We start from the raw sequence: 11974 nt of genomic DNA, 5'->3' as shown, positions 1-11974 counted from the left end.
TTGCCGAGCGGCCCGGGCACGAGGTCGATGATCCCCTCCCCGACCGGCCGCCACTCGGCGAGCAGGGCGGCGTAGGCGTCGGCCGCGCGCTGCACCAGGAAGTCGGTGAGCGGCCCGGGCGCCGCGTGCCGGCGGGTGGTGTCCAGCGGGAAGGAGGCGATGAGCAGCGCGGGCACACCCAGCGGCTCGTCGCTCGGGGTCGGCGCGTGCACGACCGGGCTGGTACGGGGCCGGGCCGGGGCGCCGTACGTGTCGACGGGTACGGCCCAGGTCACCGACCAGTGGGGGCGCAGCCGCTCCTCCACGGGCCGGTCGGCGAGCAGGTCCGGGGTCAGCGGCCCGTGCGCGGACGCGGTGCGCCAGTGGGTGATGCCGTCCCGGGAGTCCTCCACGACCGTGAAGGCACCGTCGGTACGGCGGCCGAGGGTGCGCGGTTCCCGCCCCTCGATCTCCACGACGACCTCCGTCAGCCCCGGCAGGGCGAGCAGCAGGGCGTCGTCCACACCGGCGAGCAGCCGCTCGGCGAGATCGGCGGCGGCGGCGTCGCGCAGGGGCAGGATGACGGCGGTGTCGTACGGCTCGGGGGCGGTGCCCTCGGCGGCGAAGGGCAGCCGGAGCAGGGGCACGTGGCCCTCCCGGCGGCGCACCTCGTCACCCAGTCCCGGGCTGTGCCGGGCGACCTCGGCGGCCAGTTCCCGGGCCTCGGCGAGGGACCAGCGCACGCCCCCGTGCCGGCCGACGATCGCCGGTTCGTCGGTGACGGCGAGTACGGCGGCGAAACCGACCCCGAACCGGCCGACGGCGGCGTGCGTGGCCCCGGCGTCCCGTTTCGCGGAGGCGCGCAGCGTGGACAGCGATTCGACGCCGGCCGCGTCCAGGGGGGCGCCGGTGTTCGCGGCCACGAGCACGCCGTCGCGCAGGGTGAGCCGGAGCCGTCCGGCCGTCCCGGCCCGCGCTGCGGCGTCGGCGGCGTTCTGCGCCAACTCGACGACGAGCCGGTCCCGGTAGCCGCCGAGGACGAGATCCTCCTCGGCGTTGGCGTCCTCCCGGAACCGGGCGGGACTGGTCGCCCAGGCGTCGAGGACCCCGCACCGCAGCCGGGCCGTCCCGAACGGATCGGCCCCCTCCACCGCCGGCCGCACGAACTTGCTCACGATCACTCTCCATCCTCCGCGTGAGGACGAAGGTACAGCGCGGAGGGGCCAGGCCGAGGGGTGAGGTGCTCGGGGTGCTCGGGGGGAGTCGGGGTGGGCGGTGTGGTGACGCGGCCGTCGGGCCGCTCGCTTCCCGGTCGGTGTCGCGCCTCCACGGCTCGCCTCAGGGCGTGGCGAGGGCGGGTTGGTTTTGGACAGACGATTCGAGAACAACCCACCCGCCACCGAGGGACAACCGAAGGCGAGCCGGCAGCCCGTACGCCGACCGGCCGGTCAACTCGTCCCGCACCCCCGTGACAGACGGCCGCCGGACGCCGAACCGGCCCGGCGTGCAGGCGAGGCGCGACACCGACCGGGAAGCGGGCGGCCCCACGGCACCCCCTGGCACCAGTCCGTATACGACCCCAACGCCGGACACCACCGGACATGCGCGGACAGTGACTCTACGCAACCACGCCGTCACTCTTCAGAAGGGCCGGAAACGGACACGCTGAGTACGTGAACTTCTCGGTACAGCTGTCGACCACCCCGCGAGGCGCCCGGCTCGCCCGTCTCCTCGCCACGGAGCAACTCCGCTCCTGGGGACTGCCCATGGACCCCGCCGCCCTGATCGTCGCGGAACTGGCCGCCAACGCCGTCGTCCACGGCCCCATATCCGGGCGGGACTTCCGGCTCACGCTGTACCCCGTGGGGGACGTGCTGCGGATCGAGGTGACCGACACGCGGGGCGACCGGCTGCCGGAGCGGGTGCGCCCCGCACCGGACGCCGACTCCGGGCGCGGCCTGCTGCTCGTGGACGCGTTCGCCGACCGCTGGGGGACGGCGCCGGGGCCCGCGCCCCACAAGACCGTGTGGGCCGAGGTGCGGATCGGCTCAGGGGACGTCGCGGCGGTAGACCTGCCGGGAGCCGCCCTCCGGGCCGGGGGCCGCCGGTTCGGCCGGGGTGAAGCCGAGGCGCTCGTAGAACACGCGCGCCCCACTGGCCACCGCACCGGGGTGGTCCGCACCGAACGTGACCACCTCGACGGTGGCCGGACCCCGGACCCATCTGCGGAACGCGTCCCCCAGCAGCGCGCTCCCGACCCCCCGCCCCCGCGCCCCGTCCGAGACGACCAGCCAGTGCACGTGGTGGACCGGCGGGGCGGCGCCGAAGAGGACGGCGCCCAGGAGGCCGGAGGAGGACTCCTCCGACGCCACCAGCGCCGTACCCGCGCCGATGCTCTCCCGTACGGCCCGGGTGAAGCCGGGGTCCGCCACCATGGGCCCGAACCAGTGCTCCACCTGGGCCGCCAGCCCGAGGAAGCCGGGAAGGTCCTGTTCCTGCGCCGCTCTGATGATCACCGGGGCAGTCTGACAGTGGAGGCCGCCGTTCAGGAGTGGCCCAGCTCCGCCGTCTCGTCGTCGCCGGTCTCCGGGACCGAGCCGGAGTCACGGGCCGGGCGGAGCGGGAAGGGGTCGACCCGGGTCTCGTCGATGACCGGCGCGGCGGGCTGCGGGGGCTTGGGCATGACCGCCGCCTCCGAGTGGCCGCCGCAGCCGTAGGCCAGGGAGACCACCCGGCCGTCCGCCGGCGAGAACTCGTTGGCGCAGACGCCGAAGGCCTGGCCGAGGGAGCCGCCGATGGGGGCGAGGAAGCCACAGCTGACGCAGGTGGCGGGGGCCGCCTGGGCCATCGGGGTCTTCGGGCCGTACGCCTCCTCCCAGCGGTCGGCCGCGATGTGCAGGCCGTAGCGGGAGAGCACGCGGGCGCGGCGCAGGCCCAGTTCCTCGGCGACCGCCGCGATGGAGCCGCGGGAGGGCGTCGTCGGCTGCACGGCCGGGGTGCCGGGGGTGACGTCGGCGTCCTCCGCCTCCGCCAGTTCCCGCATCTCCTCGGAGACCACCGAGCTGGACGGCGGCTCCTCCTCGCCGGTGTAGCCGGGCTCCAGGCGCAGATCGTCCTGGTCGGTGGGGAGCAGGTCGCCGGGGCCGAGGTCGCCGGGGCGCAGGCGCTCGCTCCACGGCACCCACTCGGGCGCGAGGAGGGCGTCGGGGCCGGGCAGGAGGACGACCTCGTCGAGCGTGACGATCTTGGCGCGGGAGGCGCGGGCGACCGTCACGGCCCAGCGCCAGCCCCGGTAGCCCAGCTCCTTGCACTCGAAGAAGTGCGTGACAACGCGGTCACCCTCCGAGACCAGGCCCGTGTGCTCGCCGATCACACCGGGCGCGGCGGCCTCCTCGGCGGCGGCGCGGGCGAGGTCGACGGCCTCGGCGCACAGGCGGTCGGGGGTGCGGCTTCGCGTTGTCGCTGCGCTCACAGGTATCGCTTCTCTCCTACGCCGTCTCGTCGAGTGCGGCTGCCTCCGGCGGTTTCGCCTACGGAGCGGACCTGGGGACCGCATCGACGTCTGCATCCGCGCGCCCGGGCGCACCTCTGCCATCCATTCTGCGTTATGGCTGAGACAGGCACGCTACACCGGGCGGGATTCATCGATTTTCCCCACCCGGACCGTACCCCGCCCCCGCGCCGTCCGCCGCCGTCTCGCGCCGGGCTCCGCCGTCCGTGCCGTACCGCACTATCCGGCCCGTTCCCGGGGCACTATGAACGTCGTGGCAGCCACGGGCAAGGCGAGGGGACGGGGCGGCGGTCCGGGCCGGGTGGGCGGGGCCGTCCGCGCGGTCGGCCGTGCCCTGCACTTTCCGGTGACCGGCACGGCACGCGGCATCCGCAGGGCCACGCACGCGCACGGCGCGGGCGAGTCGGGCCTCGGCAAGCTGATCGAACTGCACGCGGTGAACGGCGCCGGGGACGTCATGGTCACCGTGGCGCTGGCGTCCACCGTGTTCTTCTCCGTGCCCACCGACGAGGCGCGCGGCCGGGTCGCGCTGTATCTGGCCATCACCATGGCCCCGTTCACCGTGCTCGCCCCCGTCATCGGGCCGCTCCTGGACCGGTTGCCGCACGGGCGGCGGGCCGCGATGGCGGGCGCGATGCTGGCGCGTGCGCTGCTCGCACTGGTCATCTCGGGGGCGGTGGCGAGCGGCGCGCTGGAGCTGTATCCGGCCGCGCTGGGCGTGCTGGTGGCCTCCAAGGCGTACGGCGTGGTCCGCAGCGCCGTCGTGCCGAGGCTGCTGCCCCGGGGGTTCTCGCTGGTGAAGGCCAACTCCCGGGTCACCCTCGCCGGCCTGCTGGCCACCGGGGCCGCCGCGCCGGTGGCGGCCGGGCTGCACACGCTCGGCGACCCCTGGCCGCTGTACGGCGCCTTCGTGATCTTCGCTGCCGGGACGTTTCTGTCGTTCTCGCTGCCGCCCAAGGTGGACTCGGCCAAGGGCGAGGACGTGGCGCTGCTCGCGGCCGGCACCCGGCATGCGTCCGGGGAGCGGACCAGACGGCCGGGGCTGCGTTCGGTCGGCCCGGCCGTCACCTACGCGCTCGGCGCCAACGCCTCCTTGCGCTGCCTGTCCGGCTTCCTGATCTTCTTCCTGGCCTTCCTGCTGCGCGAGCATCCGCTGGCCGGGCAGAGCGCGGCGGTCTCGCTGGGCATCGTGGGCGTCGCGGCGGGCGCGGGCAACGCGCTGGGGACGGCCGTGGGCGCCTGGCTCAGGTCCCGCGCCCCCGAGATCATCATCGTGACCGTCGTCGCGGTGGTGCTCGGTGTGGCGCTGCTCGCCGGCCTGTTCTTCGGGGTGTTCCCGGTGGCCTGTCTCGCGGCGGTCGCCGGGTGCGCGCAGGCGCTGGGCAAGCTGGCGCTGGACGCGCTGATCCAGCGGGACGTGCCGGAGGCGGTGCGCACCTCGGCGTTCGCCCGCTCGGAGACGCTGCTCCAGATGGCGTGGGTGTTCGGCGGCGCGGTCGGCATCGTGATGCCGCTGGACGGCACGGTGGGGCTGCTGGTCGGCGCCGTGTTCGTGGCCGCCGGCTGGCTGACCACGCTGCGCGGGCTGCTCGCCTCGGCCCGGGACGGCGGCTGTCCGGCACGCGCGACCTGACGAACCGGCCGCCTGCGCACGTGGCGTAACGAACCGGGCACGCCGTACCCCACGTGGGCGGAGGGCTCGGGGCGCCCGATAGCCTTCGGCCATGACCACGCTGCAATCCGCTGTGCGACGCCGCCGCGCCGTCGCCGTTGCCGGCGCCGTTTCCGCCGGACTGCTCGTCCTGTCGGCCTGTGACAAGCCGACCCCCGTCGCGACGATCACCGTAGGCGGGAACTCGGTCAACTCCGAGGCCCTGTGCTACAACGACGGCGACAAGCTGACCGCCGACTCGCTGAAGGACTGCGTCAAGAACTCCGGTGACGTGAAGTCGATCGAGGTCGGCCAGGACGAGACCATCCGCGTCGGCGTCGACCCGAAGATCGCGGACGAGGGCTGGATCGTGCTGGTCAACGGCCGTCAGTTCACCGACCTCAGCAAGAACACCTACCGCACGCTGCCCGGCAACGCCTTCTTCAGCGCCCAGTACGGCACGCAGGGCGAGACCAACACGATCGCCATCCAGATGGGCGAGAAGGCGAACAAGGGCATGTGGTCCTTCAAGCTCAAGAAGGCCGGGGACTGATCACGCCCCCCGTTCCCGTGCTCGTCGCCACCGCGGTCCCCGTCGAGCGGGACGCGGTGGCGGGGGCGCTGCCCGGGCCACGGTCCTCGCGCTGCTCGCCCTGGCCGCCCCGGTCCTCGGCCTGAAACTCACCGACATGGGCCGCGAGACCCACTCCCGCTCCATCGCCGCCATGCGGGTCTACGACCGGCTCAACGCGGCCTTCCCCGAGCTGAAGTCCATGCACCAGGTCGTCGTCCGCGCCGACGCCGGCCGCTCCGCCGAGGTCACCGCCGCCCTGCGCGCACTCGCCGCCGACGTCGAGGACGACCCGCGCCTGAGCGGCACCTCCACCCTGACCACCTCGCCCGACCGGCGGATCAGCATGCTCCAGCTCCAAGTCCCGCACCACGTCGGCACGGAGGCGGCCCAGAGCTCCCTCCGGGACATCCGCGAGCGCTACGTCCCCGAGACCGTCGGCAAGGTCGCGGGCGCCGAGACCGCCGTGACCGGAGACGTCGCCCGCTACGCCGACTACCCGGCCCACCAGGAACAGAAGCTGCCGCTCATCATCGGCGCCCTCCTCCTGGTCACCTTCGCCATGACCGTGCGGGCGTTCCGCTCCGTCGTCCTCGGCCTGGTCGGCGTCGTCCTCAACCTGCTGTCCGCCGCCGCCTCGCTCGGCGTCCTGGTCCTGGTCTTCCAGCACACCTGGGCCGAGCAGCTGGTCGACTTCACCTCCACCGGATCGATCGGCTCCCGCGTCCCGCTGTTCCTCTTCGTGATCCTGTTCGGCCTGTCCATGGACTACCAGGTCTTCGTGATCAGCCGCATCCGGGAGGCCGCGCTGCGCGGAGTCCCCACCCGCGAGGCGGTCGTCGACGGCATCGGCGGCTCGGCCGGCGTGGTCACCAGCGCCGCCGCCGTCATGGTCACCGTCTTCGCCAGCTTCGCCGCCCTGCACCTGATCGAGATGAAGCAGATCGGCTTCAGTCTCGCCGTCGCCGTCCTGCTGGACGCCTTCGCCATCCGGCTGCTGGTCCTGCCCTCCCTGATGCTCCTGCTCGGCGAGGCCAACTGGTGGCCCTCCCGGGGCGTACGCCGCGCCCGCGCCACCGCCGAACCCGCGGCCCGCCCCCTGGAGCCGGTGAACTGACCGCCTCCGCCGATAGGATTCCGAACACCCTTACGGATGAGGTGAGTCAGCGTGGCCCACGGGCGGCAGCAGCCGAGCGAGCGGCTCACCCCGGACCGGATCCAGTGGTGGAACACGGCGGTCTGGATCCTGTTCGGCCTGCTGCCGACGGCCGGCGGCGTGCTCGACCGGTCGCCGGCCCGCAAGGGCTGGATGTTCGGCCTGCTCGCCCTGATCGCGCTGAGCCACGCCATCACCCTCGCCCGGCCGCGCACCCGCCTCCTCAACCGCCGGACCTACCTGGGTCTCCTCGCCCTCGCCCTCGGCGGCAGCTCGTACCTCCTCGATGGCGGGGCCGCCTTCTACGTCGTGTCCCTGCCCCAGTTCTGGCTCTACACCCGCACCGTGCGCGAGGCGGTCGCCCTCGGCGGCGGGGCCGCCGCCCTCACCGTGTTCGGCGGCACCCTCGGCCAGGGCTGGAGCCCCCAACTCCTCACCGGCAACACCGTGTTCACGCTCGCCGCCTACGCCGCCGGGACCGGCATCGGGCTGTGGCTCCACCGCTTCATCGGCCAGAGCAACGAACGGCAGGAGCGGCTGACCGCCGAACTCGCCCTCACCCAGGAGGAACTGGCCCTCGCCCACCAGCGCCAGGGCGCCGCCGAGGAACGCGAGCGGATGGCCCGGGAGATCCACGACACGCTCGCCCAGGGCTTCGCCTCCATCGTCGTACTCGCCGAAGCCGCCCGCGCCGCCCTCGCCACCGACCCCGGGCGCAGCGCCCGGCAGCTCGTCTCCATCGAGCGGACCGCGCGCGAGAACCTCACCGAGGCCCGGGTGCTCGTCGGCTCCGTCCCGGCGAGCGGCGTCGCGGCCGGCTCGGTCGCCACCACCCTGCGCCGCACCCTGGACCGCTTCGTCCAGGACACCGGTCTCACCGTCACCGCCGAACTGCCCGACATCGACCTGGACCAGCGCACCCGCGTCGCCCTGCTGCGCTGCGCCCAGGAGTCCCTCGCCAACGTGCGCAAACACTCCGGCGCCGGCACCGTCGGCGTCGTCCTCAGCGAAGTTCCGGGCGGCGTCGAACTGGAGATCACCGACGACGGCGAGGGCTTCGTCGTGGCGGAGTCCCGCGGCTTCGGCCTCGACGGCATGCGCCGGCGCCTCGCCGAACTCGACGGGCGGCTCACCGTCACCAGCTCCCCCGGGGACGGCACCCGCGTCCTCGCCGCCCTGCCGACGCCCGCCCGGGCATGAGACCCGGCCCCGCCGACCCCGAAGGAACCAGATGACCGACACCGCCACCGACCGGATCCGGGTCGTCGTGGTCGACGACCACGCCGTGATGCGCGCCGGGGTCGTGGCCCTGCTGACCGGCGAGCCCACCATCGAGATCGTCGGCGAGGCGGGCGACGGCCGCGAGGGCGTCGGCCTGGTCCGGCGGCTCGCCCCCGACGTCGCCCTCCTCGACCTGCGCATGCCGGTCCTCGACGGGGTGGCCGCCACCGCCGAGATCGTCGCCCTGCCCGTCGCGACCCGGGTGCTGATCCTCACCACGTACGACACGGACGCCGAGATCGAACGGGCCGTGGAGGCCGGTGCCGTCGGCTATCTGCTCAAGGACACCACCCGTGAACAGCTCGCCGACGCCATCCGCTCGGCGGCGCGCGGCGAGACGGTCCTCGCACCCAAGGTCGCCGAACGCCTCGTCGCCCGGATGCGCCGCCCCGAACCCGTCGCGCTCACCGCCCGCGAACGCGAGGTGCTGAGCGCGGTCGCCGACGGCCTGTCCAACGCCGAGATCGGCCGCCGCCTGGTGATCGGCGAGGCCACGGTGAAGACCCACCTCCTGCGCGTCTTCGCCAAACTCGACGTCAGCGACCGCACCCGCGCGGTGGTCGTCGCCCTGGAGCGGGGGCTGCTGGCGGGGTGACGCGCCCACCGCGCGTCATGACCCCCACCGCGCGTCAGGCACCGTCGGCCCTGAGGTGCCCGGTGAGGCGTCCACGGGAGGGGAGGGTCCCGTCCGGTAGCCGGGACGCGGGTGCGGGCACGGCCCGTTCACTCACCCCGCGTCGCGGAGGCGACGCGGAAAGGGCACCGGTTCCGGTTCCGGCCGGGCCAGGAGAGAATCCCGGCATGGTGATGGCACGGCACTACTACTCCTCGGCGCCCGTCGTGGACGGGCATCCGCTCCTGGCGGAGCCGGGCTTCTGGCCCGCGCACTTGGCGGACCTGTCCGAGGGGCACCCGCCGGAGGCCTTCGGCGTCGACGCGGGCGACGCCGCCGCCATGCTGGACCGACTTCACGATCCGTCGGCGTGGCCCGTGTTCACGGTGCCGCTGATCGGCGGCTTCACGATCGTCCTGCACTACAACAGCGGCGAGGAGTTCACGACCACGGACTACTTCCTCACCCATCCCGACTGGAGCCGGGATCTCGTCCTGGCCGGCGACGATCAGGACCGCATCGGCCCCGGGCTGTGCTGGCCGGAGCTGGCCGCCCTGCTGGAGGCGCCACCGGGTGCGGCAGGCGTCACCGACTCCCACGCCCGTCTCCTCCACCTGCTGCCGGTTCTCGGTGACGCGGCGGTCCCGGAGGAGGCCGTGACGGCGGTGGTGGAGGCCCTGGTCGCCCAGGGCGCGCCGGCGGCGAGCGAGGCGTTGGCGGGACGCCTGCTCGAGGGGCACCCCATGTGGGGCGCCGAGCGCTGGTGGTTCGACGACGACGAGCGGAGCTGGCTCTGCGCGGGCGATCACAGCCCCCGCAAAGTCCCGCTCGGCGACCCCCTCCCCCCACGACAGCGGGCCGCCCTCGAAGCCTGCCTGACGCCCCGCTGACCGGGCCGGCCGGTCATGCGGGGGGAGAGGCCGCGCCGTGCGGCCGCACGCCGGCCGCCCCGCGGCGGCGATTAGGCTGGCCGGTATGAGAATCCTCGGGTTGTGCGGGAGTCTGCGGGCCGGGTCGCTGAACGCCGCCGTGTTGCGGTCGGCGGCGGAAATGGTGGTCCCCCCGCGGGAACTCCTCATCGACCCGGGGCTGGGGCGGTTGCCGTTCTTCGATGCCGAGGTGGAGATGACGGCGCTGCCCCGGGTCGTGGCGGAACTGCGGGATGCCGTCGGTACGGCGGACGGGCTGCTGATCGCCACCCCCGAGTACGCGCACGGCACCTCGGGGGTGTTGAAGAACGCGCTGGAGTGGCTGGTCGGGGGAGGGGAGATGGACGGCAAGCCGGTCGCCCTGGCCAGCGCGTCCCCCGCGATGACCGGCGGCGACCGGGCCCGTGCCTGGCTCGCCGAGACCCTCGCCGTGATGGGGGCCAAGGTGATCCCGCGGGAACTCGCCATCCCGCGGGCCACCTTGATGATCACCGACGGCCGGATCACCGACGAGCCGACCCGCGCGGACCTGGCCCGGCTCCTGGACGACCTCTCCGACGCCGCCGCCGAGGCCCGCGCCGCCGCTGCCGCCGACGCTCGGGAGGACAGCGGCAGCCTGGCGTCCTGAGCGTCGGCGGTCCGTGCGTGGCTACGGCTGTCCCTGCGTGTTCACGGCTTTCCCCGCGCCTCCACGGCTGCCCCTGCGCGTCTGCGGCTGCCCCCGCGTGTCCACAACGGCCGTGCGCCTCCTCGGCGTTCCGGCCCGCTGTCGTACGGGACGCCGGCTCACTCCTCGAACAGCGCCTCCTGCTCGCCCCGCGCCTTGCGCCGTAGCCGGCGGCTGCGTGCGCCCACCACCACGGCCGTCGCCGCCGCCGTCGCGCCGAGGGCGGCCGGGACCATCCAGCCCCGGTCGAGGACGTGCCCGAGGGCGTGGTCGAGGGAGAGGCGGCCGGGTCCGGTGACGGCCAGGCCGGCCGCGGTCAGGCCCAGGATCGCCGCGTGCTCGTAGCCGCCCTCCTGGGCGAAGAAACCGTTGGGCACGTGCACCGCCGCCGCCCCGGCCATTCCGCCGGCCGCCGCCGCGCCGGCGGCCGGGGTCGCGAGGCCGAGCGCCAGCAGCGTGCCGCCGCCGGTCTCCGCGAGGCCCGCCGCCATGGCGCTCAGCTTGCCGGGCACGTAGCCGACGGACTCCATGAACTGGCCGGTGCCCTCCAGCCCGTGTCCGCCGAACCAGCCGAACAGCTTCTGCGCGCCGTGCGCCGCCAGCACCCCTCCGGTGCCCAGCCGGAGCAGCAGCAGGCCCAGATCACGTCGGTCGTAACAGGTCACGGTGACTCCCAGCAGACAAGCGGACGGACGGAAGGGCGGACGGGCTCCTCTGGTCCCTCCGGCGGGTCCTGGTTCCCTCCGGTGGTCCCTTCAGGTGATCCCGTCGGCGGTCCCTTCCGGCGGTTTCCTCCCGGTGTTCCCACTCCGGGACCTCCCATGGCTCCCACCCTCGCACCCACGGCCCCGACCGGCCCCTCGTGGCCGCCGTTCGGGTGGCGGGCCGGGCGGGCCGGGCGGGGCGGAGCGCGGACGACTCCGTTCGGGCCCTTGCCCTCGCGTGCGCTCCAACTCCTAGCGTCCGCCTCATGACGACGACACGGACGCTGGGACGCAGCGGCATAGCGGTGAGCGCACTCGGGTTCGGGTGCTGGGCCATCGGCGGGGAGCACCGGACGGCCGACGGACAGCCGGTCGGCTGGGGGAAGGTGGACGACGACGAATCCGTACGGGCCGTCCGGCGGGCGCTCGACCTCGGTGTCACCTTCTTCGACACGGCCGACTCCTACGGAACCGGGCACAGCGAGGAGATCCTGGGCCGGGCCCTCGGCAAGCGGCGGGACGACGTGGTCCTCGCCACCAAGTGGGGCAACGTCTTCGACCCGGACACCCGCACCCTGACCGGCACCGACGACACCCCGGAATACGCCCGCCGGGCCCTCACCGCCTCCCTGCGCCGGCTCGGCACCGACCATGTCGACCTGTACCAGCTGCACATCTCCGACGCCGACTCGGGCCGCGCTGCCGAACTCCGCGACGCCTGCGAGGAGTTCGTGCGCGAGGGGCTGGTGCGCGCCTACGGATGGAGCACCGACGATCCCGACCGGGCCGCCGTCTTCGCCGAGGGTCCGCACTGCGCGGCCGTGCAGCACGCCCTCAACGTGCTCCAGGACGCGCCCCGGTCGCTGGCGCTGTGCGAGCGGCTGGACCTGGCGAGCGTCAACCGCAGTCCGC

General features: G+C 74.3%; 11 protein-coding genes and 2 pseudogenes. 9 read left to right on the top strand and 4 right to left on the bottom strand.

What is annotated here, in order from left to right:
• On the bottom strand, positions 1–1154 hold a 1154-nt coding region (locus H5J33_RS11160; protein ID WP_399552807.1), incomplete at its 3' end, for a sacsin N-terminal ATP-binding-like domain-containing protein.
• A gap of 498 nt (positions 1155–1652) precedes the next feature.
• Between H5J33_RS11160 and H5J33_RS37370 the strand changes: the two are divergent.
• A pseudogene (locus tag H5J33_RS37370) lies at positions 1653–2021 on the top strand (ATP-binding protein); the annotation flags it as partial.
• 6 nt (positions 2022–2027) lie between these two features.
• Here H5J33_RS37370 and H5J33_RS11155 read toward each other — a convergent pair.
• Positions 2028–2495 carry a GNAT family N-acetyltransferase gene (locus H5J33_RS11155; RefSeq protein WP_181794738.1) on the bottom strand — a complete coding sequence of 156 codons (468 nt, stop codon included), beginning with the start codon at positions 2493–2495 and terminating at the stop codon, positions 2028–2030.
• Positions 2496–2524: 29 nt separating this feature from the next.
• Positions 2525–3451 (bottom strand): DUF3027 domain-containing protein, encoded by a 927-nt coding sequence (locus tag H5J33_RS11150; RefSeq protein WP_181794737.1) that lies wholly within the window; start codon positions 3449–3451, stop codon positions 2525–2527.
• Between the two features lie 283 nt (positions 3452–3734).
• Here H5J33_RS11150 and H5J33_RS11145 point away from each other — a divergent pair, with 283 nt between their 5' ends.
• From H5J33_RS11145 to H5J33_RS11115, 7 genes and pseudogenes are all read left to right on the top strand, one after another.
• Complete coding sequence (locus H5J33_RS11145; protein WP_220212207.1) at positions 3735–5123, top strand: MFS transporter; 1389 nt, start codon at positions 3735–3737, stop codon at positions 5121–5123.
• Between the two features lie 91 nt (positions 5124–5214).
• On the top strand, positions 5215–5694 hold the full coding sequence (locus H5J33_RS11140) for a DUF2771 family protein (protein WP_181794736.1): 480 nt from the start codon (positions 5215–5217) through the stop codon (positions 5692–5694).
• 10 nt (positions 5695–5704) lie between these two features.
• A pseudogene (locus tag H5J33_RS11135) lies at positions 5705–6829 on the top strand (MMPL family transporter); the annotation flags it as partial.
• A gap of 51 nt (positions 6830–6880) precedes the next feature.
• Entirely contained in the window at positions 6881–8068 is a 1188-nt protein-coding gene (locus H5J33_RS11130) for a sensor histidine kinase (RefSeq protein WP_181794735.1), read from the top strand.
• A gap of 31 nt (positions 8069–8099) precedes the next feature.
• Entirely contained in the window at positions 8100–8744 is a 645-nt protein-coding gene (locus H5J33_RS11125) for a response regulator transcription factor (RefSeq protein WP_181794734.1), read from the top strand.
• Between the two features lie 206 nt (positions 8745–8950).
• Positions 8951–9652, top strand: a complete 702-nt coding sequence (locus H5J33_RS11120; protein WP_181794733.1) for a hypothetical protein — start codon at positions 8951–8953, stop codon at positions 9650–9652.
• Between the two features lie 85 nt (positions 9653–9737).
• Positions 9738–10319 carry an NADPH-dependent FMN reductase gene (locus H5J33_RS11115; protein WP_181794732.1) on the top strand — a complete coding sequence of 194 codons (582 nt, stop codon included), beginning with the start codon at positions 9738–9740 and terminating at the stop codon, positions 10317–10319.
• A 158-nt stretch (positions 10320–10477) separates the two neighbouring features.
• Here H5J33_RS11115 and H5J33_RS11110 read toward each other — a convergent pair whose 3' ends face one another.
• A complete protein-coding gene (locus H5J33_RS11110; RefSeq protein ID WP_181794731.1) occupies positions 10478–11023 on the bottom strand; it encodes a DoxX family protein in 546 nt (181 codons plus the stop codon).
• Positions 11024–11328: 305 nt separating this feature from the next.
• Here H5J33_RS11110 and H5J33_RS11105 point away from each other — a divergent pair.
• Positions 11329–11974, top strand: a 646-nt coding sequence (locus H5J33_RS11105; RefSeq protein ID WP_181794730.1) for an aldo/keto reductase, incomplete at its 3' end; no start/stop codon positions are given.

Source organism: Streptomyces sp. WELS2, assembly GCF_013870595.1.
Classification (GTDB): Bacteria; Actinomycetota; Actinomycetes; order Streptomycetales; family Streptomycetaceae; genus Streptomyces.
Note: the sequence above shows the minus strand (reverse complement) of the source record. Positions and strands in the feature narration are given on the sequence as shown.